Below are 23,712 nucleotides of genomic sequence, written 5' to 3' on the forward strand. Positions count from 1 at the left end.
TCTTCGTCACCCGGGGTTGGGGCTGAGCTCGGGTGGGTGCGCGGCCCGGCGTTTGCGGGGTGCCGCTCTTTTGGGACGGGCGCCGCCCCTAGCGGCACGCATGCCCACAGCTAAGACGGGCGGTTGCAAGCGGCACGCGTGTCCGCAGCTAAGGCGGCAGCAAAAAGAGCCCCGCCGACCTGGTTCGGTCGTGGGGCTCTTCTTTGGTGGCGGACTTCAGTCGTTCACGCCCGTGTTGCCGAACGCCGGGTTCAGCGCGCCGATCAGGTTGGCGGTGTTGCCGACGACGTTGACGGGGATGTGGATCGGGAGCTGGGCGACGTTGCCCGAGGCGACGCCCGGCGACTTCACGGCCTCGGCCCCGGCTTCCGCGTCGGCGACAGCCGCACCGGCTGAGGCACCCGCGGCGATACCGGCGACGGTGAGGGCCACAGCGGCCTTCTTGGCGATGTTCATGAGAAGCGTTCCTCCTGCGATTGCGGATCCGACCCGGCCGCGGGTCGTACGCTGAGGAACGCCTGAAACATCCGTTATGACACGGGGGCCCTCACTGAACTGCCCATTCGGTCCATTGGGCCGACCAGCGGACAACCTGACCGGCCCCCGGGGGCACCCAGGGGCCGGGCGGTCATGATCGGTCCGGTGCGGACCTCAGTGGTTGACGCCGAGGTTGCCGAAGGCCGGGTTGAGAACGCCGATGACGTTCACGCTGTTGCCGACCGCGTTCACGGGGATGTGGACCGGGGCCTGGATGAGGTTGCCCGAGACGACGCCCGGCGAGCCCACGGCCTTGCCGTCCGCGTGCGAGCCACCGTCCGTGGCGGAGGCGAAACCGGCACCGGCGGCGACGAGGCCACCCGCCACCATCGTGACAGCTGCGGCCTTCTTCAGGTTCTTCACTTCTGAGCCCTCCTAGCGATCACTGCGGCAAGTCGCCGCAGCACGCACTGGAGAACGGCCGAGATCCACAGAGGTTGCGCCATTCGGGGGACATACACACGACGGTATGAATCTCAGCCCGGAGCGAGACCCTCCGAATTGCCGGTCACCCGGCCGCACCGTGCCGTACGGCCCACAGCGCGGCCTGCGTACGGTCGGCGAGGTCGAGCTTCATCAGGATGTTCGAGACATGCGTCTTGACGGTCTTTTCGGAGAGGACCAGCGCGCGGGCGATCTCGCGGTTGGAGCGGCCGTCCGCGATCAGGCCGAGCACCTCGCGCTCCCGCTCGGTGAGTGAACCCCCTCTCCCCTGACCCGAGTTGACCTCCTCCTGGGACAGCAGAACACCCGCCACCTCGGGCTGGAGCAGGATGTGCCCGGCGTGCACGGAGCGGATGGCGCCGGCGAGCGCTTCGGGGTCCACGTCCTTGTACACGTACCCGGCGGCGCCGGCGCGCAGGGCCGGGACGACCGTGCGCTTCTCGGTGAAGCTGGTGACGATCAACACGCGTGCGGGGTTGGTGAGTTCGCGGAGCTTGCGCAGCGCGTCGATGCCGTCCATGCCCGGCATCCTGACGTCCATGAGGACGACGTCGGGCTTCAACTCCTCGGCGCGGGCGACTCCTTCGGCGCCGTCGGACGCCTCTCCCACGACCTCGATGTCGTCCTGTATCTCCAGGAAGGTGCGCAGACCCCGGCGGACCACTTGGTGGTCGTCGACGAGCAGCACCTTGATTGCGTCAGCCACCAGGGACCTCCATCTCGATCGTGGTGCCCTTTCCGGGCGCCGATTTCACGGTGAGCGTGCCGCCGACCCCGCTCGACCTGTCGCGCATGGAGACCAGGCCCAGGTGGCGTCCCGCACTGCGTATCGCCGTCGGCTCGAAGCCGCTGCCGTTGTCGGTGACGCGCAGGACGGCGCCCTGTCCGTACCGCTCCAGGGTGACGTCGACCTGGGGCGCTCCGGAGTGCCGCAGGGCGTTGTGCAGGGCTTCCTGGGCGACGCGCAGCATGGCCTCCTCCTGGGAGGCGGGCAGCGCTCGTACGCCGCAGCTGCTGAAGGTCACGCGGGCGGAATGGGCTCGGTCGAGGACCTGGATGTGGGTGCGCAGGGTGGCGACAAGACCGTCCTCGTCGAGGGCGGTGGGGCGCAACTCGACGACCGCGGCTCGCAGTTCGTCGGCCGCCTCCGCGGCGAGCGCGGCCACCTGCTGGAGTTCGCCCTTGGCGCGCGCCGGGTCGCGGTCGACGAGGGCCGCGGCGGCCTGCGCGGTGAGGCGCAGGGAGAAGAGCTTCTGGCTGACGGCGTCGTGGAGTTCATGGGCGAGCCGGGAGCGCTCCTCGGCGATGGTGAGCTCGCGGCTGCGCTCGTAGAGGCGGGCGTTCGTCAGAGCGATCGCCGCGTGCTGGGCGAGGATCGTCAGGAGTTCCTCGTCGTCCTCGGTGAAGCCGCAACTGCCGTCCGGCTTGGGACAGTTCTTGTTGGCGAGGAAGAGCGCACCGATGACCTCGTCGCCGTCGCGGATCGGCAGGCCGAGGAAGTCGGACATGTCGGGGTGGGCGCCGGGCCAGCCCTCGAAGCGGGGGTCCTTGCGGACGTCGGCGAGGCGCTCGGGGCGGGCCTCGTGGAGCATCGCGGCGAGGATGCCGTGCTGGCGCGGGAGCGGGCCGATGGCCTTCCACTGGGCGTCGCTGATGCCGTCGACGACGAACTGGGCGAAGCCTCCGTGGTCGTCGGGGACCCCCAGCGCCGCGTACTGGGCGTCGAGCAGTTCGCGGGCCGAGGCGACGATCGTCTTGAGGACGTCGCGCACCTCTAGGTGCCTGCTCATGGCCAGCAGCGCGGCACTGACCGCGTACAGACCGGACCGGGGGCCTTGACTCATGACCCCAACGTACCGGCGGGGTGTGACAACCCGTATCGGACCTGTGGCTGCGGTCGCCTAGGCCGCTGGGCCTAGGGCAAAGGGCCCCGGATCTTCGCGACCCGCGTACGAGGCGGCGGGGGCGGTCCGGTTCCTACGTTGAGGTCATCGCCGATCGGAGGCGGTCGAGGACGAGGGGACGTGTGGGTCATGCCGGTAGCGATCATCACGGGGGCTTCGAAGGGGCTGGGGCGGGCGCTCGGTGCGGCCCTGGCGGGGCGCGGCTGGGATCTGGTGCTCGACGCCAGGACCGCGGGGGTGCTGGAGGAGACGGCGGTGGCGCTGTCCGCGTACGGGACGCGGGTGGAGGCGCTGCCCGGGGATGTCACGGACGACGGACACCGCGCCGAGCTGGTGGCGGCGGCCCGGAAGCTCGGGGGCGTCGACCTCCTGGTGAACAACGCGAGCGCGCTGGGTGCCGAACCGCTCGTACGGCTGGAGGGTCTGTCGCTGGACGGGCTGCGGCAGGCCCTTGAGGTCAACGTGGTCGCCGCGCTGGGTCTGATCCAGGAGGCGCTGCCCCTGCTGCGGGCGGCGCGGGCGGGCACGGTCATCGACATCAGCTCGGACGCGGGCGCCGAGGCGTACGAGACGTGGGGCGGGTACGGGGCGTCGAAGGCAGCGCTCGACCATCTGTCGGCGGTGCTCGCCGAGGAGGAGCCGGGGCTGCGGGTCTGGGCGGTCGACCCCGGGGACATGGGGACGGACCTGTACGCGGCGGCCGTACCGGAAGACGACGATCCGCGGCCGGCGCCGGACAGTGTGGTTCCGGCCTTTCTGCGGCTGCTCGACCGGCGCCCGGTCAGTGGTCGTTACGGTGCTCCCGCTCTGCTGGAGACTCGATGACGACCGTGATGGGGGTCCCCCCGTTCGGGCGCGGTCGCGAGTGGGGGAGCGTTCCGGAGGAGCTGTCGGCCCGGGTGCCGGTCGAGCAGCGGGGGGCGGGGCTTGACCGGGACTCCGTACGGCTGCTCGTCTCGCGCGGTACCGAGGTCTCGCACCACGAGTTCGTGGAGCTGCCGCTGCAGCTGAGAGCCGGGGACCTGCTCGTCGTCAACGTCTCCCCCACTCTGGCGGCCGCCGTCGACGGAAGGGTCGGGCGCGCGCGCGTAGTGGTGCATTTCTCCACGCGGGGTGATGACGGGCGGTGGGCCGTCGAGCTGCGGGATCCGGACGGAAGGGGCACCACGCGTGCGCGTGCGGGCGGGCCCGCGGGGACGGAGGTGCACCTCCCCGGGGACGTACGCCTCGTACTGGAGGAGCCGCTGGCCCCGCACAGCCCGCGGCTGTGGTGGGGGCGGGTGTCGGATCCGGACGTACCTCGGCTGCTGCGGCGGCACGGGCGTCCCATTCGCTACTCCTATACGGAGAGGGACCAGCCGCTGTCCGTCTATCAGACGGTGTTCGCGCTGCCGTCCGCCGACGGCTCGGGCAGTGCGGAGATGCCGAGCGCGGCGCGGCCCTTCACACCGCGCCTGGTGGCGGAGCTGGTGAGCCGGGGTGTGCAGTTCGCGCCGATCACGCTGCACACCGGGGTCGCGTCGGCGGAGTCGCACGAGCCGCCGTACCCGGAGAGGTACGAGGTGCCTCCGGCGTCGGCGCGGCTGATCAACGCGGTGAAGGCGGGAGACGGCCGGGTCGTCGCGGTCGGTACGACGGCCGTACGCGCCGTCGAGTCCGCGGCGGGCGCCGACGGGGTGGTCCGGGCGCGGGAGGGCTGGACGGACCTCGTGGTGACCACTGAGCGCGGCGTGCGGGTGGTCGACGGGCTGCTGACGGGGCTGCACGAGCCGGAGGCCTCGCATCTGCTGATGCTGGAGGCGATCGCGGGAGGGGCTGCGGTCGACCGCAGCTACGAGGAGGCGCTGAGCGGGCTCTACCTCTGGCACGAGTTCGGGGACGTGCACCTCATCCTCCCGGACGAGAACCCTCACTCAGGGCATTGCTCCAGCAACTGCTGGTGAGACCGGTGTCGGGCCGGTGTGACCCCGCGCACGGGACGCACATCACGTACTAGGGGGCATAGGAGATAAAGGGGACGTACGTGAGCGGGAAAGGCGTGACAGTCTGTCCCGATTTGCCCTTACAGGGTCCACTATCCAGCTTCGTACGTCACACCTTTGCCACGGGATTTTGCGACCGCTAAGAATGGCCTCCGTCGCTCAGCGCCGCGGGTTTCCACCCCGCGGCGCTTGTTCCGGAAACACTCTGTCCCCACCGGACCGGGAGCGACCTCCGCGCTATTCGAAGAGGTCCATCAGTCATGCCCAAGAACACCACCACTCCTGGTCATAGTCCCAAGCTGACCAAGGTCCACAAGCTTTCGATCGCCGGTGTCGCGACCCTCGGTGCCGCCGCCCTCGCCTTCTCCCTGGTGCCCGGCAACGCGGGGACCACCACGACCGACGCCAGCGTCTCCACGGGTCAGGTCGCCTACAGCGAGCAGCAGATCAAGGACGTGAAGGCCAGCGTCACCGACCAGCTGGCCGGCGCGGACCTGAAGGCCCAGGACATCGCGGCGAAGAAGAAGGCCGCCGACGCCGCCAAGAAGAAGGCCGCTGAGGCAGCGGCCAAGAAGAAGGCTGCCGCCGCGGCCGCCGCCAAGAAGAAGGCCGCCGAAGCGCGCGCGAAGGAGCAGGCCGCGAGCCGCTCCACCGCGCGCGTCGAGGTCGAGACCGTCGCCGTGAAGACGTACGCCAACAACCTCGACGGCTGGATCCGCGAGTCCCTCGACATCATGTCGAAGAACGGCATCCCGGGTACCTACGACGGTCTGTACCGCAACATCATGCGGGAGTCGACGGGCAACCCGAACGCCATCAACGGCTGGGACGTCAACGCCCAGAACGGCACCCCGTCGATCGGTCTGCTGCAGGTCATCAAGCCGACCTTCGACGCATACCACGTCGCGGGCACGGCCTGGAGCCAGTACGACCCGGTCGCCAACATCACCGCCGCCGCCAACTACGCGGCCGACAAGTACGGCTCGATCGACAACGTCAACAGCGCGTACTGAGGCCGGGCGCGGAGCTCTGACACGTACGCCGAAGGGCGGCACCCCTGCTGGGGTGCCGCCCTTCAGTCGTGCCCGCGCGCTTACTTGCGCATGACCTCGGGCTCGTGGCGGCGCAGCAGCCGCGCGACCACGAAGCCGCAGATCACGCCGATGGCGATCAGCACACCCATGTCGATGATCCACTGGCTCAGCTCGTGGTCCCACAGCGGGTCCCCGGGTTTGCCCGGCTGATACGGCAGCAGGACGTTCAGGTCCGCTGTCGTGCCCGCCGCGGCGACCGCCCAGCGCGAGGGCATCAGCCAGGCCAGCTGCTCGACGCCGACCTTGTCGAAGAGCTGGAAGAGGCAGCCGGTGAAGACGACCTGGACGATCGCGAACATCACCAGCAGGGGCATGGTCTTCTCGGCCGTCTTCACGAGCGCGGAGATGATCAGGCCGAACATCATCGAGGTGAAGCCGAGCGCCATGATCGGCAAGGTGAGTTCGAGGGCCGGCGCGCTCTTCAGCAGCAGGCCCTCCGCGGGCAGCTTGTCGCCGCGCGAGAAGAGACCGATGGCGCCGATGATCAGACCCTGCAGGATGGTGATCACGCCGAGCACGATGACCTTGGACATCAGGTACGCCGAGCGGGACAGGCCGGTCGCCCGCTCCCGTTCGTAGATCACCCGTTCCTTGATCAGCTCACGGACCGAGTTGGCCGCACCGGCGAAGCACGCGCCCACCGCGAGGATCAGCAGGATCGTGCTGCCGTCGCGGTTCGAGAACGGCGGGTTGCCGTTCTTCGGGCCGAGGGCGAGCCCGAACTCCGCGGGGATGAGCACGCTCACCACGCCGAGGACGGCCGGCAGGATCACCATCAGGCCGAGGAAGCCCCGGTCGGACACGATGACCGACGTATAGCGGCGGACCAGCGTGGACAGCTGGGAGAGCCAGCCCTGCGGCTTCGGCGGGCGCATCGACTGCGGCGGTGGCATGTGCACCGACTGCGCGGCGACGGCGTCGATGTCCGCGGCGTACATCTGGAAGTGCTGCGAACCCTTCCAGCGGCCCGCCCAGTCGTAGTCGCGGTAGTTCTCGAAGGAGGAGAAGACGTCGGCCCAGGTCTCGTAGCCGAAGAAGTTGAGGGCCTCCTCGGGCGGACCGAAGTACGCCACCGCGCCACCCGGCGCCATCACCAGGAGCTTGTCGCAGATCGCCAGCTCGGCCACGGAGTGCGTGACGACGAGGACGGTTCGGCCGTCGTCGGCGAGGCCGCGCAGCAGCTGCATGACGTCGCGGTCCATGCCCGGGTCGAGGCCGGAGGTCGGCTCGTCCAGGAAGATCAGCGACGGCTTGGTGAGCAGCTCCAGGGCCACGGAGACACGCTTGCGCTGGCCACCGGAGAGGGAGGTGACCTTCTTCTCCTTGTGGATGTCCAGCTTCAGCTCGCGCAGCACCTCATCTATACGGGCGTCGCGCTCCTGCGCCGTGGTGTCGGCGGGGAAGCGGAGCTTGGCCGCGTACTTGAGGGCCTTCTTGACGGTCAGTTCCTTGTGCAGGATGTCGTCCTGCGGGACCAGACCGATGCGCTGGCGCAGCTCGGCGAACTGCTTGTACAGGTTCCGGTTGTCGTAGAGGACGTCACCTTCGTTGGCCGGGCGGTAGCCCGTGAGCGCCTTCAGGAGCGTCGACTTTCCGGAGCCCGAGGGGCCGATGACCGCGACGAGCGACTTCTCGGGTACGCCGAAGGAGACGTCCTTGAGGATCTGCTTGCCGCCGTCGACGGTGACCGTCAGGTGGCGGGCCGAGAAGGAGACCTCACCGGTGTCGACGAACTCCTCGAGGCTGTCGCCGACGAGGCGGAACGTCGAGTGGCCGACACCCACGATGTCGTTCGGGCCGAGCAGCGCCGAACCGCCCTTGGCGATCGGCATACCGTTGACGTACGTGCCGTTGTGCGAGCCGAGGTCGCGGATCTCGCAGCGGCCGTCGGGCGTCGCGTGGAACTCGGCGTGGTGCCGCGAGACCTGCAGGTCCGAGACGACCAGCTCGTTCTCCAGGGCACGGCCGATGCGCATCACGCGGCCGAGCGAGAACTGGTGGAACGTGGTCGGGCTGCGGTCGCCGTAGACCGGCGGCGCCCCCGCGCCTCCACCGGGTCCCTGCTGCGGCGGGATGTTCGCGGCCTGCTGCGGCCGCTGCCAGCCCTGTTCCGGAGCCTGCTGCTGCGGCGGCTGCTGAGCCCAGCCGGGGCTCGCGCCCTGCGCCGCGAACGGCTGCTGCGGCTGCGCGACCGCGGCCGCGGCGCCGGACAGTTTCAGGCTCGGTCCGTCGGTCGCGTTGCCGAGGTGCACGGCCGAGCCGGGGCCGATCTCCATCTGGTGGATCCGCTGCCCCTGCACGAACGTGCCGTTGGTGCTGCCGTGGTCCTCGATGACCCAGCTACGGCCGTCCCAACTGATCGTGCCGTGCCGCCAGGACACCCTGGCGTCGTCGAGCACGATGTCCCCCTGCGGATCACGTCCGAGGGTGTATGGCCTGGACGCGTCGAGCGTCCAGGTCCTTCCATTCAATTCCAGTACGAGTTCCGGCACTCCATGCCCCACTGAGTTGTCCCCCGAAGTTGCCCCATCACAGGGAGTCTAGGGATGTCGAACATCGTGGGGAACTATTTCAGTTGGAGCCCCCTGACCGAAAGTCGGGCCTTGTGAAGGGTGCGTACGGGCGGGTTGCCCGTTTCCGTTGACGGGGTTGAAACCGGCCCGGAGAGTGGTAATCCCACGCGAGGGGGACATGCGCGGTGGTTCGCCGCGGCGCGGATCGGGGGGCTGATGATGAGCATCGAGACCACTGAGCACAGCGGGCGGATTCCGTGGGGAGACGTACTGCTGTCCGCGGTCGCAGCTGTGAGCTGGGCGTTGATCGGGATGGCGGGCACTGCCGCGCTCGGCCTGCATCTGCTCGGCGCGGACGCGGCGGGCTCGCTGGGGCCGATGACCGCTGCGGTTGTGGCGCTTGGGGCGGGTGGTTCGGTCACGCCGTCCGGCGATGTGTCGGCCTTCGGCCTGAAAGGGGCGGAGGCGACCACGGCCATACAGATCACGCCACTGGGTGTGGGCCTCGTGGGCGCGCTCCTGCTGTCGTGGTTCTTCTTACGTTCCCTGCGCGGAGCGGGAGTTGTGATCGCGCCGTCCGAACTCCTCGCGCGCGCGGGTTCGGTGGTCGTCCTCTTCGTGGCGATGCTGGGCGGGCTCGCCTGGGCCGGCCACGACATCATCACCATCGACGGGAGCGAGCTCGGGCTCGACGAGGTGACGGGGGGCGGCGGCCTAGGCGACATCACGGACCAGCTTCCCGGCGGGCTCGGTGACATCGGGGACATCGGGGGGTTGCTGCCCGACCAGATCGGCGACCTGGTGGACGCGAAGGCGGCCGTGGGGTTCACCGTCGACACCGTGCCGACGCTGCTCGGCGGCGCGGCCTGGGCGGCCGGGATCCTGGTGATCGCACTGCTGGCCTCTCGGCGTACGCCTCTGCCGCGCGGCTGGGAGGCCGTGCACCGGGTGGTCAGGCCGGCCGCGTCCGCGCTGGTCACGGTGTTGCTGGTGGCGGTCCTGGCCGGGTTCGCGGCGGCGGGGTACGCGGCGATCAGCGACGACAACCCCAAGCGGATCGCGGGCGCCGCCCTGCTCGGCGCACCCAACGGGGTGTGGCTCGGCATCCCGATCGGCCTCCTCGTACCCATCGACGGCCAGGCCACGGGAGAACTCGCCAAACTGCTGCCGGACCCCGTGGACGAGCTGCTCAGCATCAACTCCGACCAGCCCGTCACGCTCGGCCGTCTCGCCGAACTGGACGGACGGGTCTGGCTGTTGGGGGTCGCGGCCGCGATGATGATGTTGTTCGCGGGCGTACTGGCCGCCGCGCGTACGCCATTTGTACGGGCACGGGATGCCGCCGTTGCCGGAGTGCCGGGGGCCACAGATGTACGGGGTCAGAGTGCCCTCGGCTTCGCAGGACGCTGCGCTCTTCGGCTCGGGGTGGTGACGGCGCTGGCACTGCCGCTGCTGGCGTGGCTGACGGAGGTGTCCGTGGACGCCTCGCTGTCGGTGCTCGGCTTCGACGCGTTCGGCGCGGGGATCGAGCTGCACGGGCAGCTGGGCATGGCGCTGCTGCTCGGCGCCCTGTGGGGTGCGGGCGCGGGGGCGGTGGGGGCGCTGCTGGCGTACGCGAGCGGGGCCGCCGGGCACCGGGCGGCGCCGCTGGCACGGGGTGACGTGACGGCTCCGGTCGCTCAGGGGGCCGCGGAACTCCCCCGGCAGCCGGGACCGTACAGCCCGGGTACACCGCACCGGGCGCCGAACCCCGACACCAATCCGTATCTGCGGATCCCGGACGAGTTGCGGGAACCCGAGGGCGGCCGGCGGGCCGAGCGGGCGCGGCCGCCCGACGTCTACGGCGCGCCGACGGTGATCGGGCCGTATACGCCGCCGCCCGCGCCGTCGAAGCGGCGGCCGCGGTCGCGGAGCGCGCCTCCTCCGCCGCCGCCCCCGCCCGAGGAGGGGCCGCCGCCACCGGGGAGTGCCCGGCGGCGGGACTGAGCGTCGCCCGGAGCGACCGGTGCGTGGCGCGACTGCCGTCCTCGGTGGCCGTCGCTGCCGGGACATGCCCACGCCATGAAGCGGACACCCAGTGTTTCCTGTCCGCAGGGCGGACCTCAGGGGCGGAAGGCACAGGGTGCCCGATACGGTGGATACCACCATGAGCGCATCGCAGACCTCTGATGTCCCCACACTTCTCGTCAAGATCTTCGGCAAGGACCGGCCGGGAATCACCGCCGGACTCTTCGACACCCTCGCCGCCTACTCCGTCGACGTGGTCGACATCGAGCAGGTCGTCACCCGTGGCCGGATGGTGCTGTGCGCGCTCGTGACCGAGCCGCCCGGCGGGCTCGAAGGTGATCTGCGGGCGACCGTCCACAGCTGGGCGGAGTCGATAAAGATGCAGGCGGAGATCATCTCCGGCCACGGTGACAACCGGCCGCGCGGGCTCGGGCGCTCGCTCGTCACCGTCCTCGGGCATCCGCTGACGGCGGAGTCGACGGCCGCGATCGCCGCGCGGATCACGAAGGCCGGCGGCAACATCGACCGGATCTTCCGGCTCGCCAAGTACCCCGTGACGGCGGTCGAGTTCGCCGTGTCCGGTACCGAGACCGAGACGCTGCGCACCGCCCTGGCCCCCGAGGCCGCGGGGCTCGGCGTCGATGTCGCGGTGGTCGCGGCCGGGCTGCACCGCAGGGCGCAGCGCCTGGTCGTCATGGATGTGGACTCGACCCTCATCCAGGACGAGGTGATCGAGCTCTTCGCCGCGCACGCCGGTTGCGAGCAGGAGGTCGCCGAGGTGACGGCGGCCGCGATGCGCGGAGAGCTGGACTTCGAGCAGTCGCTGCACGCGCGCGTGGCGCTCCTGAAGGGCCTTGACGCCTCCGTGGTGAACAAGGTGCGCGAGGAGGTACGGCTGACGCCGGGCGCGCGCACGCTGATCCGTACGCTGAAGCGGCTCGGCTTCCAAGTCGGCGTCGTGTCCGGCGGGTTCACGCAGGTCACCGATGACCTCAAGGAGCGGCTGGGGCTGGACTTCGCTCAGGCCAACACCCTGGAGATCGCCGACGGGAAGCTGACGGGAAGGGTCACCGGCGAGATCGTGGACCGCGCGGGGAAGGCGCGGCTGCTGCGCCGGTTCGCCGCCGAGGCGGGTGTGCCGCTCGCCCAGACGGTGGCGATCGGCGACGGCGCCAATGACCTCGACATGCTCAACGCGGCCGGCCTCGGCGTCGCGTTCAACGCCAAGCCGGTCGTACGCGAGGCCGCGCACACCGCCGTGAACTTCCCGTTCCTGGACACCGTTCTGTATCTGCTGGGCGTCACGCGCGAAGAGGTCGAGGCGGCGGACATGCACCTGGACGACCACTGAGCCGATGAGTCACTGCTGAGCTGCTGAGCTGCTGAGTGCAGGCTGCTCGCGACGGGGGCCCGGCACCGTGGTGGTGCCGGGCCCCCGTCTCTTGGTTCGGTCGGGTTACTCGCTCGGCGCCCAGTAGTCGATCAGTGTGGCCACTCCGGGCTCCAGGGATTTCCAGGAGCCGTCGAAGGAGAGCACCGCGAAGGCGGCGGCGGGGAAGCCGCGGCCGTTCATCCGGGTGCGGGCGTCGCCCTCGGCCTGTCCGGCCAGGATGTCGGCGAGGCCCTGTACTGCCGGGTTGTGGCCGATCAGGACCACGTCCTGCGCGTCTTCGGGGGTTTCGTTGAGTACGGCGATCAGCTCGCCCGGCGAGGCTTCGTAGAGCCGCTCCTCGTAGACCGTTTTCGGCCGGTGCGCGAGCTCGTGGACGGCGAGCTTCCAGGTCTCGCGGGTCCGGGCCGCGGTGGAGCAGAGGGCCAGATCGAAGGGGATGCCGGTGTCGGCCAGCTTGCGTCCGGCGACGGCTGCGTCCTTGCGGCCCCGGTCGGCGAGCGGCCGCTCGTGGTCGGACACCTGTGGCCAGTCGGCTTTCGCATGCCGGAAGAGGACAATCCTGCGGGGTTCTGCGACGCTCATGCGTCCCAGCTTCGCATGAAACACGCCATGGGGCGCAGGGAGTTGACTCGCTCACCCGGGAGGGGCCATGGGGGCTCCTGGGGCGGGGGTACGGGGCGGTTGGGGACGCCGGGCTGAGCGGTGGGAACGTCCTGGCCTGAGGGTTACGGCGCCTGGTGCGGGGCGGGGTGTGGCCCCTGCTGGGCGGGGGAGCGGGCGCTTGGCTCGAACGTACTCACGGTGGCGGCATGGGGCGGAGCAGAGCACGGTGCCGGGCACGGGGCAGGTCCTGGCCCTGCTGGGCGGCGGATTGCGGCACTGGGCGCGGAGGGCTCATGGCGCGTGGCGGAACGCGGTGGTCAGCTTGGAGCGGCTTACGGCGCATGGCGCGCGGCCGGTCGGCTTGGAGCGGCTTACGGCGCATGGCGCGCCGCGGAGCGCGGCGGTCGGCTGGGGCGAGGTTGCGCCCGCTGCGCGGCGGAGCGCAGTTTGTCGCGCGGACAGCTCACAGTGCGTGGCGCGGACGGCCACGGTGCCTGGCGGCTGGCGGCTGGCGGCTGGCGGCTGGCGGCTGGCGGCTGGCGGCTGGCGGCTGGCGGCTGGCGGCTCATGGTGCCTGCGCGCCGGATCACGGTGCCGTGTGCAGGACCGTCCGCTGGACGTGCTCGAAGACGTCGGTGATCGCGGGGGCGCCGCCCGCCGCGTGGGCGTCCACCGGATTGAGTATCAGGAGCAGCAGGGTGACGAAGGCGAGCGTCGGCAGCGCGAGGGCCCACCAGGGCAGCCGGATGTCGACGCGGACCTTGGTCGCCGGGTGGGGCGGGATGTGCGTAGGGGCCGACATGCCGCCTCCGTGGGTCTTCGAGTGGTCCGTGGGCCGCGTCCTCGCGGCCACAACTCGAAGTTACGGAATCCGGAGCCCTCAACCCATCCGGTGATCCACCCACTTGACCCTGACACTCACCCCCTAGGGGATGGTGGTGCTAGCCCCACCATGGCCGCCGAGCGTGCGTCTCGAGGACCTCGCCGGGCACAGTGACGGCGGGGCGGTCAGGGTGAGGCGATCGTCGCGATGATGCCGATGATCACGGTGATGGCGAGGAACGTGCCGAAGACGAGGAGCATCTTCTTCTGGCCGTTCGGGGGGTTCGGATCGAGCACTGGCATACGCCCAGTCTCGCACCCTTCGCCCGCACCCTCACGGGTGGGGTCGCAACCTCACGGGCGGAATCGGACCCTCGCCGGCAGGACCAGGGGGCGGACACGAGCCACATCGGACCCTCACGCGCGGGATCGGCGTGCGGCCTCGTCCTCAACCGTGCGGTTGCGGCCCGCGAGGACGCCCACCGCGATCTGCGGGACCATCAGCCCGGCCATGAGCGCGAGGGGCAGCCCCCAGCCGCCGCTGTGCTGGTAGAGCACGCCCACGAGGAGCGGTCCCGGGATGGAGAGCAGATAGCCCGCGCTCTGCGCGAAGGCCGAGAGCTTGGCCACGCCCGCGCCGGTCCTCGCCCGCATGCCGACCATCGTGAGGGCCAGCGGGAAGGCGCAGTTGGAGACGCCGAGCAGCAGGGCCCAGGCCCAGGCGCCGCCCGCCGGCGCGAGGTAGAGGCCCGCGTATCCGGCGAGACCGCAGAGGCCGAGCGCGACCACGATCGGCCCCTGGTGGGGCAGGCGCGTGGCGAGGCGCGGGATGACGAAGGCCAGCGGCACGCCCATCACCATCGTGACGGCGAGGAGCAGGCCCGCGGTGCCCGCCGGGACTCCCGCGTCACGGAAGATCTGTGCCATCCAGCCCATCGTGATGTACGCCGCGGTGGCCTGGAGCCCGAAGAACACGGCGAGTGCCCAGGCGGTACGGCTCCGGGTGATCCGCAGCGCATCGGGCTCGTGCGGGACGGAGCCGGTACGCACGGAGGACCCCCCGGAATGCCTCTGCGGGACGGAGCCGGTGCCCACGGAGGCCCCCGCGGAATGCCTCTGCGGGGCGGAGCCCCCGGATGCGGCAGACCCCCGCCGGCCAGGAACACCGAACACGGAGGAACCCTGCTGCGCCCGACCGGCGGCACCCCTCTCCGGTCCGGCCCCCCGAACCCGTGCGAGCGGTATCCACGGCAGTACCGCCACCGCCGCAAGACCCGCCCACACCACGAGCCCGGACCGCCAACTGCCGCCCAGGGCGCCGGTCATGGGCACGGTCACCGCCGCCGCGGACGCGGTGCCGAGCGCGAGGGCCATCGAGTACAGGCCCGTCATGGAGCCGACCCGCTCCGGGAACCAGCGCTTGACGATCACCGGCATCAGGACGTTGCTGACGGCGATGCCCATGAGCGCGAGCGCGGTGGCGGCCAGGAAGCCGGCCGTGTTCCCGGCGTACGGCCGGATCGCCAGGCCCGCCGCGATAGCGGCCATGCCCGCGCAGACGACGGCGCCGGGCCCGAAGCGGCGGGCGAGCCGCGGGGCCATGGCCCCGAAGACCGCGAAGCAGAGCGGCGGCACGGAGGTGAGCAGCCCGGCGACGCTGCCGCTCATGCCGAGCCCGTCGCGCACCTCTTCCAGGAGGGCGCCGAGGCTCGTGATCGCGGGACGGAGGTTGACGGCCGTGAGGACGATGCCGACGACCACCAGCCGCGTCATCCACGCGCGCGTGGCGGGCGTTTCGGTCCCGGTCTCCGTCTCCGTACCTGCGGAGCTGCGTATGTGTGTGGACGTCATCGTCCGGGTCTCCTCGCTTGCCATGTCCCCCATCATAGAATCATGGGATGATTGGTTGTCCAATCCCCTTGCGCTAGTCTCCGGAGCCTCCGGCCCCGCACGAAGGACCGTCATGCCGCTGAGCCACCCCCGCCGTTCGGCGCTGTCCGAGCAGGTCATCGCCGAGCTGCGGAACCAGATCACCTCGGGCGAGTGGCCGGTGGGCTCCCGCATCCCCACCGAGCCGGAGCTGGTCGAGCAGCTGGGCGTCGCCCGCAACACGGTCCGCGAAGCCGTCCGCGCGCTCGCGCACAACGGTCTGCTCGACATCCGCCAGGGTTCGGGCACCTACGTGGTGGCGACCAGCGAGCTGGCGGGCGTGATGCACCGCCGCTTTGCCGACGCCGATCCGCGGCACATCGCCGAACTGCGCTCCACGCTGGAGTCGAGCGCCGCGAAGCTGGCCGCCGAGCGGCGCACCGAGCGCGATCTCAAGCAGCTGGACAGCCTGCTCGTACGCCGCGAGGAGGCCTGGGAGTCGGGTGACGCGGAGGCTTTCGTGACCGCCGACGCGACCTTCCATCTGGCGGTGGTGGCCGCGTCCCACAACGACGTCATGTCGGCGATGTACGCGGACCTGGGCGAAGTGCTGCGCGACTGGCTGCGCGAGGACGTCGGCGAGGAGCTGACGCCGGAGACGTACATGGACCACGCCAGGCTCGTGGACGCGATCCGCGAGGGCGACGCGGAAACGGCCGCCAGGGAGGCCGGGGGCTATCCCTTCCTGTGCCGCCCGGGACGGCTCGACCCGAAGGAGCCGGACGTCACTTCTGGTGGCTGACCCAGACCGACCGGATCTCCTTCCAGCACCGGCCGGTCAGTCGTACGGTCTCGGCCGGCCCCGCGCCGACGGGGGCGCCGTCGCTGTCGATGTCCCACCAGCGGTCGCACTCGATGTGCAGGCGTACGCGATCGGTGTCCACGTAGGGGTTGTGGCAGTACGCGACGGCTTGCGAGCCGGTGACCGTGGTGCGGCACTCGGCGCCGAACGGCTGTGGCACGGCCGGATTCTCGGACCCCACGCGCGTGTGCGGCACGGCGTCGGACGGCAGAGCCGTCACGAGAGCGACAGCGGCGAACAGCGGAGCGAAATGGCGGGAAAGGCGCACAAGGGGACCTCCTCGGCCGTACGGCTGCGGGGCGGTGCGTCCTTCCAGCGTGCGTGGTACGCCGTCCCGGATGCCCGTCAAATAGGCCTAACGGGTGACGCCCCGCTCCCCGCGCGCTGCGGGAGACGGGGCGTCGGCCTCGTACGAGAAATTCGGCCTCGTAGGAGAAAGTGCGCGAATCTACGGGAAGTCACGCACCGATGGCGTGCAGACCGCCGTCCACGTGGATGATCTCGCCCGTGGTCTTCGGGAACCAGTCGCTCAGCAGGGCGACGATGCCGCGGCCGGCCGGCTCCGGGTCCTTGAGGTCCCACTCCAGCGGGGAGCGGCTGTCCCACACGGCGGCCAGGTCGCTGAAGCCCGGGATGGACTTGGCGGCCATGGAGCCGATGGGGCCCGCGGAGATGAGGTTGCAGCGGATGTTCTGCTTGCCCAGGTCACGCGCCATGTAGCGGCTGGTGGCCTCCAGGGCGGCCTTCGCCGGGCCCATCCAGTCGTACTGCGGCCAGGCGTACTGCGCGTCGAAGGTGAGGCCGACGACGGAGCCGCCGTTCTGCATCAACGGCAGGCAGGCCATGGTCAGCGACTTCAGGGAGAAGGCGGAGATGTGCATGGCGGTGGCGACCGACTCGAACGGGGTGTTGAGGAAGTTGCCGCCGAGTGCGTCCTGCGGGGCGAAGCCGATGGAGTGCACGACGCCGTCGAGGCCGCCCAGCTCCTCGCCGACCAGGTCGGCCAGGCGGGCGAGGTGCTCGTCGTTGCTGACGTCGAGCTCGATGACCTTGGTGGGCTTGGGGAGCTTCTTGGCGATCCGCTCGGTCAGCGTGGGCCGCGGGAACGCGGTCAGGATGATCTCGGCGCCCTGCTCCTGGGCCAGCTTGGCGGCGTGGAAGGCGATGGAGGACTCCATCAGCACACCGCTGATCAGGACGCGCTTGCCCTCGAGAATTCCGCTCATGGTGATCAGTGACCCATGCCCAATCCGCCGTCTACGGGAATGACGGCTCCAGTGATGTACGAGGCGTCGTCCGAGGCCAGGAACCGCACCGTCGCGGCCACCTCCTCGGGCTGCGCGTAACGGCCCAGCGGCACCTGCTTGATGATGGCCTCACGCTGGTCGTCGCTGAGCGCCTTGGTCATGTCGGTGTCGACGAAGCCGGGCGCGACGACGTTGAAGGTGATGTTGCGCGAGCCCAGTTCACGGGCGAGCGAGCGCGCGAACCCGACCAGGGCGGCCTTGGAGGCGGCGTAGTTCGACTGGCCGGGGCCGCCCATCAGGCCGACGACCGACGAGATCAGGACGACACGGCCCTTCTTGGCGCGCAGCATGCCGCGGTTGGCGCGCTTCACGACGCGGAAGGTGCCCGTGAGGTTGGTGTCGAGGACGGACGTGAAGTCCTCCTCGGACATGCGCATCAGGAGCTGGTCCTTGGTGACGCCCGCGTTGGCGATCAGCACCTCGACCGGACCGTGCTCGGCCTCGATCTCCTTGTAGGCCTGCTCCACCTGCTCGGTGTCGGTGATGTCGCACTTGACGGCGAGGCAGCCCAACTCGGTGAGGGCGGTCGGCGGCTCACCGGAACGGTATGTGATCGCGACCTTGTCGCCGCCCTCGGCGAACGCGCGGGCGATGGCGAGGCCGATGCCCCGGTTGCCTCCGGTGACGAGAACCGAGCGGCTCAACGGATCACCCTTTCAATAACAGTCTGGAGCCCCTGCAGGACAGGCGCCTTACTCGAAAACCTATCGGTCCGGTCCGGCCCGCGAAGAATCGGGCACCGACAGTGGCTCAGGTGACTCGCTGTCGGATTCCTACAGAAAGCCGTGGTCGACCGACCGAAAGCGATAGTCCGCAGGGCGAGAGGCGCGGTCCGCAGACCGAAAGAGGCGACCGGCCGACCGAAAGGCGCGGCCGGCAGCGGAAAGGCGTGGCCTCCGGGCCCGCCCGCGCGACATGATCGGACCGACAGGCCACGACAGCAGGGAGACCTCCGTGCCTCATTCCATCGACGAAGCCTTCACGGCACTACCGCTGCGCGCCCTGGCCGATGCCGCGCTCGCGCGGGCCCGTGCCCTGGGCGCCGATCACGCCGACTTCCGGTTCGAGCGGGTGCGCAGCGCGGCGTGGCGGCTGCGGGACGCCAAGCCCGCCGGGTCCTCGGACACGACGGACCTCGGGTATGCGGTGCGTGTGGTGCACGGCGGGACCTGGGGGTTCGCGTCGGGGGTGGACCTGACGATGGACGCGGCCGCGAAGGTCGCGTCGCAGGCCGTGGCGATGGCGAAGCTGTCGGCCCAGGTGATCAAGGCGGCCGGGTCCGACGAGCGCGTCGAGCTGGCGGGCGAGCCGGTGCACGCCGAGAAGACGTGGATCTCCGCGTACGACATCGACCCCTTCTCCGTACCGGCCGAGGAGAAGGCCGGGCTGCTCGCGGAGTGGAGCTCGCGGCTGCTCGCGGCCGACGGCGTCAGCCATGTCGACGCCTCGCTGCTGACCGTGCACGAGAACAAGTTCTACGCGGACACCGCCGGGACCGTGACCACACAGCAGCGCGTACGGCTGCACCCGCAGCTCAACGCCGTCGCCGTCGACGAGTCCAGCGGCGAGTTCGACTCGATGCGGACCATCGCGCCGCCGGTCGGACGCGGCTGGGAGTACCTGACGGGCACCGGCTGGGACTGGGAGTCCGAGCTCGAGCGGATTCCGGAGCTGCTCGCCGAGAAGATGCGCGCGCCGAGCGTGGAGGCGGGGGTGTACGACCTCGTCGTCGACCCGTCCAACCTGTGGCTGACCATCCACGAGTCCATCGGGCACGCCACCGAGCTGGACCGGGCGCTCGGCTACGAAGCGGCGTACGCCGGGACCTCCTTCGCCACCTTCGACCAGCTGGGCAAGCTGAGGTACGGCTCCGAGCTGATGAACGTCACCGGTGACCGGACCGCCGAGCACGGGCTCGCGACCATCGGGTACGACGACGAGGGCGTGGCCGGGCAGTCCTGGGATCTGGTGAAGGACGGAACCCTCGTCGGCTATCAGCTCGACCGGCGCATCGCGAAGCTCACCGGGTTCGAGCGCTCCAACGGGTGCGCGTACGCCGACTCCCCCGGCCATGTGCCCGTGCAGCGCATGGCGAACGTGTCGCTCCAGCCGGATCCCGCGGGGCTGTCGACCGAGGATCTGATCGGGAGCGTGGACCGGGGCGTCTACGTCGTCGGTGACCGGTCCTGGAGCATCGACATGCAGCGCTACAACTTCCAGTTCACCGGGCAGCGGTTCTTCAAGATCGAGAACGGTCGGATCACGGGCCAGCTGCGCGATGTCGCGTACCAGGCGACGACCACCGACTTCTGGGGCTCGATGGCCGCGGTGGGCGGCCCGGGGACGTACGTCCTGGGCGGCGCCTTCAACTGCGGCAAGGCCCAGCCGGGTCAGGTCGCGGCGGTCTCGCACGGCTGCCCGTCGGCCCTCTTCAAGGGCGTCAACATTCTCAACACCACGCAGGAGGCCGGTCGATGAGCACGACGTCTCGTACGAACAAGCCGCACGAGGTTGTCGAGCGCGCCCTCGAACTCTCCCGCGCCGACGGCTGCGTGGTGATCGCCGACGAGGAGTCGACCGCGAACCTGCGCTGGGCGGGCAACGCGCTGACCACGAACGGCGTCACGCGCGGGCGCACGCTCACCGTCATCGCCACCGTCGACGGCCGCGAGGGCACCGCGTCCGGGGTTGTCTCCCGCTCCGCCGTGACCGCCGACGAGCTGGAGCCGCTGGTGCGGGCCGCCGAGGCCGCCGCGCGCGGCGCCGGTCCCGCCGAGGACGCCCAGCCGCTGGTCAACGGCGTGCCGGAGTCACCCGACTTCACGGACGCGCCGGCCGAGACTTCGTCCGCCGTCTTCGCCGACTTCGCGCCGGCGCTCGGCGAATCCTTCGCACGCGCGCGTGCGGGCGGCCGCGAGCTGTACGGGTTCGCCAACCACGAGCTCGTGACCAGCTACCTCGGTACGTCGACGGGGCTGCGCCTGCGGCACGACCAGCCCAAGGGGACGCTGGAGCTCAACGCCAAGTCGCCGGACCGTACGCGTTCGGCGTGGGCGGGGCGCTCGACACGGGACTTCAAGGACGTCGATCCGGCCGCGCTGGACGCCGAGCTGGCCGTACGGCTCGGCTGGGCCGAGCGGCGCATCGACCTGCCGGCGGGGCGCTACGAGACGCTGCTGCCGCCGACCGCCGTCGCGGACCTGCTGATCTACCAGCTGTGGTCGGCGGCGGCCCGGGACGCGGCAGAAGGCCGGACGGTGTTCAGCAAGCCCGGTGGCGGCACCCGCGTCGGCGAGAAGCTCACCGAGCTGCCGCTGACTCTGCGCAGCGACCCGAACGAGCCCGGCCTGGAGTGCGCCCCCTTCGTCCTCGCGCACTCCTCCGGCGACGACGCGTCGGTCTTCGACAACGGACTGCCCCTCGAAGCCACCGAGTGGATCAGCAGCGGCGAGCTGAAGCACCTGTCCACCACCCGGCACAGCGCGGGCCTGACCAAGCTCCCGGTGGCGCCGTCGATCGGCAACCTGATCCTGGACGGCGGCGCGGACCGCTCCCTGGAGGAGATGGTCGCCGCTACCGAGCGCGGTCTGCTGCTGACCTGCCTCTGGTACATCCGCGAGGTCGACCCGGCGACCCTGCTGCTGACCGGGCTGACCCGGGACGGCGTCTACCTCGTCGAGAACGGCCAGGTCGTCGGTGAGGTCAACAACTTCCGGTTCAACGAGTCGCCGGTGGACCTGCTGGGGCGGGCGACGGAGGCGGGGCGGACCGAGAAGACTCTGCCGCGCGAGTGGAGCGATTGGTTCACTCGGGCTGCGATGCCCGCGCTGCGCATCCCGGACTTCAATATGAGCTCTGTCAGTCAGGGCGTATAACCTCGTACGAGCTCGACCGGACCTTCCAAGGAGATACGAGAACCGTGACGGACATCGTCGACGAACTGCAGTGGCGGGGGCTGATCGCCCTCTCCACTGACGAGGACGCATTGCGCAAGGCGTTCGCGGACGGTCCCGTCACGTTCTATTGCGGCTTCGACCCGACCGCGCCCAGCCTGCATCTCGGCAACCTCGTGCAGATCCTCACGATGCGCCGGATCCAGCAGGCGGGCAATCGCCCGCTGGGCCTGGTCGGCGGCGCCACCGGCCTGATCGGTGACCCGAAGCCGAACTCCGAGCGCACGCTGAACTCCCCCGAGGTCGTCGCCGAGTGGGTGGGGCGGCTGCGCGCGCAGATCGCACCGCTGCTGGACTTCGAGGGTCCGAACGCCGCGGTGATGGTCAACAACCTGGACTGGACCCAGGGCCTGTCGGCCATCGAGTTCCTGCGTGACGTGGGCAAGCACTTCCGGGTCAACAAGATGATCGCGAAGGAGGCCGTCTCCCGGCGGCTCAACTCCGACGCGGGCATCAGCTACACCGAGTTCAGCTACCAGATCCTGCAGGGCATGGACTTCCTGGAGCTGTACCGCAGGCACGGCTGCACGCTGCAGACCGGCGGCAGCGACCAGTGGGGCAACCTCACCTCGGGCACCGACCTGATCCACCGGGTCGATCCGGAGGCCGTGGTGCACGCGCTGGGCACCCCGCTGATCACCAAGGCGGACGGCACCAAGTTCGGCAAGACGGAGTCCGGCACGATCTGGCTGGACGCCGAGATGACCACGCCGTACGCGTTCTACCAGTTCTGGCTGAACGCGGACGACCGGGACGTCTCCAAGTTCCTGCGCATCTTCAGCTTCAGGTCCCACGAAGAGATCGAGGAGCTGGAGAAGCAGACCGAGGAGCGCCCCCAGGCCCGCGCCGCACAGCGCGCGCTCGCCGAGGAACTGACGACGCTGGTGCACGGCGCCGACCAGACGGCCGCTGTGATCGCCGCGTCCAGGGCCCTCTTCGGTCAGGGCGAGCTGTCCGAGCTCGACGAGAAGACGCTGGCCGCGGCCCTCTCCGAGGTGCCGCACGTCCAGGTCGCCGAGCTCGCTCCGGTGGTGGACCTCTTCGCGGAGGTCGGCCTGGTGGCCAGCAAGTCGGCCGCGCGCCGCACGGTCAAGGAGGGCGGCGCGTACGTGAACAACGCGAAGGTCCCCGCCGAGGACGCGGTCCCCGCCAAGGAGGACCTGCTGCACGGGCGCTGGCTGGTACTGCGCCGCGGCAAGAAGAACCTGGCGGCGGTGGAGGTCACGGGAGGCTGAGGTCTCGCGTACGTACGGCGAAGGGGCGGGCCCGTGACGGGTTCGCCCCTTCGCCGTACGTACGCGAGGTCAGGCTTTCTGCTTGTTGCCCCGTACTGCCATGTAGGCCATGTCTCCGAGGAAGACGATGACGACCGCGGCCGCCAGCTGCAGCCCGTGCCGGCCCCAGTCGATGCCGCTCGTCTCGTCGATCCCGATGCCGCGGGCGATCGCGTTGCCGACGATGGCGCCGATGATGCCGAAAACGGTGGTCAGCCAGAGAGGGCTGTGCTGCTTGCCCGGAAGAATGGCCTTGGCCAGCAGGCCCAGCACAAACCCGACGATGATCGCCCACAACCAGCCCATGTCTGCCTCCTAGTACGGCTCTACGTGAGCAGTACGCCCAGTTTCGGCCTGTCCGCCATACGGCGCATGTCGGGCGGAGCCATACGCGGTACGACGCAGCAAGTCCGGCCCGTCGGAACAGGCCCCGGTCTCGAAGACGACGCAGCCACGGCGTAACGTGGAGCGTGTTCGGGCCTGCTTCCCTGACCGGGTCCGGACCGGGCACGGGCCGTGGAGAGTCCGACACAGGCGGGTGGTGGAACGTGCTGCGGAAGCGGAGCGACAGCCAGGTCTTCCGGATCACCGGGGCCAGGCAGGGGCTCGACGAGGACGTACGGGGCAGGCAGCGCCGCTATGTCATCTCGATGTCCGTCCGCACGGTCGCCGTGATCCTCGCCGCCACCCTCTGGAACGTCGAGCGCCATGTCGCTTTTGTTGCCCTCGTACTGGGCATACTCCTGCCGTACATCTCCGTGGTGATCGCCAACGCGGGCCGCGAGAACGCGCCGTCACTGCCGTCGACGTTCGTCGCCGCACCCACCCGTCCGATGATCGCGCCACCGAGGCAGGAGGGCTTCGCGGACTCCGTGCCCGAGGATGTCGCGGCCGACCCCGGGACGCGGCTGCGGGCCGAACCGCACGACCCGAGCTGACCCCCACCCGGCCCTCCGCCGCCCCCGGGCCGACCATGGAGGATCCGCCGGAAACGGAATCCAAGCAGGCACCAAGCTCAAGAAAAGCTCAGATCAATCATGTTGTTCCGGTGCCAGGCACCGGGTCCCCCGTGACATACTTCGTACGCGCTCCGCATCCCCCGTCGGAGCGACGGACCGACGCCGGGCAGCTCCCCCCGTGGCTGCTCG

The 23,712-nt window shown here is 70.3% G+C and carries 23 protein-coding genes; 10 read left to right on the forward strand and 13 right to left on the reverse strand.

The window, feature by feature from the left end; all coding sequences use genetic code 11:
* Positions 1-216 precede the first annotated feature (216 nt).
* The 4 genes from OG219_RS11325 to OG219_RS11340 form a co-directional block, all read right to left on the reverse strand.
* On the reverse strand, positions 217-456 hold the full coding sequence (locus OG219_RS11325) for a chaplin (protein ID WP_266825472.1): 240 nt from the start codon (positions 454-456) through the stop codon (positions 217-219).
* Between the two features lie 195 nt (positions 457-651).
* Complete coding sequence (gene chpE / locus OG219_RS11330; protein WP_266466382.1) at positions 652-900, reverse strand: chaplin ChpE; 249 nt, start codon at positions 898-900, stop codon at positions 652-654.
* A gap of 145 nt (positions 901-1,045) precedes the next feature.
* Complete coding sequence (locus tag OG219_RS11335) at positions 1,046-1,687, reverse strand: response regulator transcription factor (RefSeq protein ID WP_266466379.1); 642 nt, start codon at positions 1,685-1,687, stop codon at positions 1,046-1,048.
* Complete coding sequence (locus OG219_RS11340) at positions 1,680-2,825, reverse strand: GAF domain-containing sensor histidine kinase (RefSeq protein ID WP_266825475.1); 1,146 nt, start codon at positions 2,823-2,825, stop codon at positions 1,680-1,682. The genes OG219_RS11335 and OG219_RS11340 overlap by 8 nt, the downstream gene beginning before the upstream one ends.
* Before the next feature lie 189 nt (positions 2,826-3,014).
* Between OG219_RS11340 and OG219_RS11345 the strand changes: the two genes are divergently transcribed.
* From OG219_RS11345 to OG219_RS11355, 3 genes are all read left to right on the forward strand, one after another.
* Entirely contained in the window at positions 3,015-3,710 is a 696-nt protein-coding gene (locus OG219_RS11345) for an SDR family oxidoreductase (protein WP_266825476.1), read from the forward strand.
* On the forward strand, positions 3,707-4,828 hold the full coding sequence (locus tag OG219_RS11350; RefSeq protein ID WP_266825477.1) for an S-adenosylmethionine:tRNA ribosyltransferase-isomerase: 1,122 nt from the start codon (positions 3,707-3,709) through the stop codon (positions 4,826-4,828). The genes OG219_RS11345 and OG219_RS11350 overlap by 4 nt, the downstream gene beginning before the upstream one ends.
* Before the next feature lie 299 nt (positions 4,829-5,127).
* Positions 5,128-5,880 carry a transglycosylase SLT domain-containing protein gene (locus tag OG219_RS11355; RefSeq protein ID WP_266825479.1) on the forward strand — a complete coding sequence of 251 codons (753 nt, stop codon included), beginning with the start codon at positions 5,128-5,130 and terminating at the stop codon, positions 5,878-5,880.
* An 80-nt stretch (positions 5,881-5,960) separates the two neighbouring features.
* Here the strand turns inward: OG219_RS11355 and OG219_RS11360 are convergent, their stop codons facing one another.
* Entirely contained in the window at positions 5,961-8,453 is a 2,493-nt protein-coding gene (locus tag OG219_RS11360; protein WP_266825481.1) for an FHA domain-containing protein, read from the reverse strand.
* A gap of 240 nt (positions 8,454-8,693) precedes the next feature.
* On the opposite strand from OG219_RS11360, the gene OG219_RS11365 reads away from it, so the two are divergent.
* Together OG219_RS11365 and serB are read left to right on the forward strand one after the other, a co-directional pair.
* Entirely contained in the window at positions 8,694-10,460 is a 1,767-nt protein-coding gene (locus tag OG219_RS11365; RefSeq protein ID WP_266825483.1) for a streptophobe family protein, read from the forward strand.
* A 160-nt stretch (positions 10,461-10,620) separates the two neighbouring features.
* Positions 10,621-11,832 carry a phosphoserine phosphatase SerB gene (gene serB / locus OG219_RS11370; protein WP_266825485.1) on the forward strand — a complete coding sequence of 404 codons (1,212 nt, stop codon included), beginning with the start codon at positions 10,621-10,623 and terminating at the stop codon, positions 11,830-11,832.
* A gap of 105 nt (positions 11,833-11,937) precedes the next feature.
* Here the strand turns inward: serB and OG219_RS11375 are convergent, their stop codons facing one another.
* The 4 genes from OG219_RS11375 to OG219_RS11390 form a co-directional block, all read right to left on the reverse strand.
* Positions 11,938-12,456 (reverse strand): histidine phosphatase family protein, encoded by a 519-nt coding sequence (locus tag OG219_RS11375; RefSeq protein ID WP_266825487.1) that lies wholly within the window; start codon positions 12,454-12,456, stop codon positions 11,938-11,940.
* A gap of 607 nt (positions 12,457-13,063) precedes the next feature.
* Positions 13,064-13,279 carry a hypothetical protein gene (locus tag OG219_RS11380; protein ID WP_266825489.1) on the reverse strand — a complete coding sequence of 72 codons (216 nt, stop codon included), beginning with the start codon at positions 13,277-13,279 and terminating at the stop codon, positions 13,064-13,066.
* Positions 13,280-13,485: 206 nt separating this feature from the next.
* Positions 13,486-13,602 carry an SGM_5486 family transporter-associated protein gene (locus OG219_RS11385; RefSeq protein ID WP_266825491.1) on the reverse strand — a complete coding sequence of 39 codons (117 nt, stop codon included), beginning with the start codon at positions 13,600-13,602 and terminating at the stop codon, positions 13,486-13,488.
* Positions 13,603-13,716: 114 nt separating this feature from the next.
* Positions 13,717-15,174, reverse strand: a complete 1,458-nt coding sequence (locus tag OG219_RS11390) for an MFS transporter (RefSeq protein ID WP_266825493.1) — start codon at positions 15,172-15,174, stop codon at positions 13,717-13,719.
* An 88-nt stretch (positions 15,175-15,262) separates the two neighbouring features.
* On the opposite strand from OG219_RS11390, the gene OG219_RS11395 reads away from it, so the two are divergent.
* Positions 15,263-15,970 (forward strand): FadR/GntR family transcriptional regulator, encoded by a 708-nt coding sequence (locus OG219_RS11395; RefSeq protein WP_266825495.1) that lies wholly within the window; start codon positions 15,263-15,265, stop codon positions 15,968-15,970.
* Here OG219_RS11395 and OG219_RS11400 read toward each other — a convergent pair.
* From OG219_RS11400 to fabG, 3 genes are all read right to left on the reverse strand, one after another.
* Positions 15,954-16,298, reverse strand: coding sequence for a hypothetical protein (locus OG219_RS11400; RefSeq protein ID WP_266825497.1), 345 nt, complete (start codon positions 16,296-16,298; stop codon positions 15,954-15,956). The two genes, OG219_RS11395 and OG219_RS11400, sit on opposite strands and share 17 nt — an antisense overlap.
* Before the next feature lie 190 nt (positions 16,299-16,488).
* Positions 16,489-17,256: an enoyl-ACP reductase FabI gene (gene fabI / locus OG219_RS11405; RefSeq protein WP_266825499.1), complete on the reverse strand. Its 768-nt coding sequence runs from the start codon at positions 17,254-17,256 to the stop codon at positions 16,489-16,491.
* Between the two features lie 5 nt (positions 17,257-17,261).
* A complete protein-coding gene (gene fabG / locus OG219_RS11410; RefSeq protein ID WP_266825501.1) occupies positions 17,262-17,981 on the reverse strand; it encodes a 3-oxoacyl-[acyl-carrier-protein] reductase in 720 nt (239 codons plus the stop codon).
* A gap of 310 nt (positions 17,982-18,291) precedes the next feature.
* Between fabG and OG219_RS11415 the strand changes: the two genes are divergently transcribed.
* The 3 genes from OG219_RS11415 to tyrS are packed head-to-tail and all read left to right on the forward strand — an operon-like array spanning position 18,292 to position 22,525.
* A complete protein-coding gene (locus tag OG219_RS11415) occupies positions 18,292-19,815 on the forward strand; it encodes a TldD/PmbA family protein (RefSeq protein ID WP_266825503.1) in 1,524 nt (507 codons plus the stop codon).
* Positions 19,812-21,212, forward strand: a complete 1,401-nt coding sequence (locus OG219_RS11420) for a metallopeptidase TldD-related protein (RefSeq protein ID WP_266825505.1) — start codon at positions 19,812-19,814, stop codon at positions 21,210-21,212. Before OG219_RS11415 ends, OG219_RS11420 begins: the two co-directional genes overlap by 4 nt.
* 44 nt (positions 21,213-21,256) lie before the next feature.
* Positions 21,257-22,525: a tyrosine--tRNA ligase gene (tyrS, locus tag OG219_RS11425; RefSeq protein ID WP_266825507.1), complete on the forward strand. Its 1,269-nt coding sequence runs from the start codon at positions 21,257-21,259 to the stop codon at positions 22,523-22,525.
* Between the two features lie 69 nt (positions 22,526-22,594).
* Here the strand turns inward: tyrS and OG219_RS11430 are convergent, their stop codons facing one another.
* Positions 22,595-22,870 (reverse strand): GlsB/YeaQ/YmgE family stress response membrane protein, encoded by a 276-nt coding sequence (locus tag OG219_RS11430; protein ID WP_266825509.1) that lies wholly within the window; start codon positions 22,868-22,870, stop codon positions 22,595-22,597.
* 245 nt (positions 22,871-23,115) lie between these two features.
* Here OG219_RS11430 and OG219_RS11435 point away from each other — a divergent pair, with 245 nt between their 5' ends.
* A complete protein-coding gene (locus OG219_RS11435) occupies positions 23,116-23,502 on the forward strand; it encodes a DUF3099 domain-containing protein (RefSeq protein WP_266836063.1) in 387 nt (128 codons plus the stop codon).
* The last annotated feature ends 210 nt before the right edge of the window (positions 23,503-23,712 follow it).

It is taken from the genome of Streptomyces sp. NBC_00038 (assembly GCF_026343635.1).
Lineage (GTDB): Bacteria > Actinomycetota > Actinomycetes > Streptomycetales > Streptomycetaceae > Streptomyces.

Excerpts from the sequence above, each read along its gene's own strand:
- OG219_RS11325 (WP_266825472.1), bottom strand. The coding sequence starts at position 456 with ATGAACATCGCCAAGAAGGCCGCTGTGGCCCTCACCGTCGCCGGTATC.
- OG219_RS11340 (WP_266825475.1), bottom strand. The coding sequence starts at position 2,825 with ATGAGTCAAGGCCCCCGGTCCGGTCTGTACGCGGTCAGTGCCGCGCTG.
- OG219_RS11345 (WP_266825476.1), top strand. The coding sequence starts at position 3,015 with ATGCCGGTAGCGATCATCACGGGGGCTTCGAAGGGGCTGGGGCGGGCG.
- OG219_RS11350 (WP_266825477.1), top strand. The coding sequence starts at position 3,707 with ATGACGACCGTGATGGGGGTCCCCCCGTTCGGGCGCGGTCGCGAGTGG.
- OG219_RS11355 (WP_266825479.1), top strand. The coding sequence starts at position 5,128 with ATGCCCAAGAACACCACCACTCCTGGTCATAGTCCCAAGCTGACCAAG.
- OG219_RS11365 (WP_266825483.1), top strand. The coding sequence starts at position 8,694 with ATGAGCATCGAGACCACTGAGCACAGCGGGCGGATTCCGTGGGGAGAC.
- serB (WP_266825485.1), top strand. The coding sequence starts at position 10,621 with ATGAGCGCATCGCAGACCTCTGATGTCCCCACACTTCTCGTCAAGATC.
- OG219_RS11375 (WP_266825487.1), bottom strand. The coding sequence starts at position 12,456 with ATGAGCGTCGCAGAACCCCGCAGGATTGTCCTCTTCCGGCATGCGAAA.
- OG219_RS11380 (WP_266825489.1), bottom strand. The coding sequence starts at position 13,279 with ATGTCGGCCCCTACGCACATCCCGCCCCACCCGGCGACCAAGGTCCGC.
- OG219_RS11385 (WP_266825491.1), bottom strand. The coding sequence starts at position 13,602 with ATGCCAGTGCTCGATCCGAACCCCCCGAACGGCCAGAAGAAGATGCTC.
- OG219_RS11390 (WP_266825493.1), bottom strand. The coding sequence starts at position 15,174 with ATGGCAAGCGAGGAGACCCGGACGATGACGTCCACACACATACGCAGC.
- OG219_RS11395 (WP_266825495.1), top strand. The coding sequence starts at position 15,263 with ATGCCGCTGAGCCACCCCCGCCGTTCGGCGCTGTCCGAGCAGGTCATC.
- fabI (WP_266825499.1), bottom strand. The coding sequence starts at position 17,256 with ATGAGCGGAATTCTCGAGGGCAAGCGCGTCCTGATCAGCGGTGTGCTG.
- OG219_RS11420 (WP_266825505.1), top strand. The coding sequence starts at position 19,812 with ATGAGCACGACGTCTCGTACGAACAAGCCGCACGAGGTTGTCGAGCGC.
- OG219_RS11430 (WP_266825509.1), bottom strand. The coding sequence starts at position 22,870 with ATGGGCTGGTTGTGGGCGATCATCGTCGGGTTTGTGCTGGGCCTGCTG.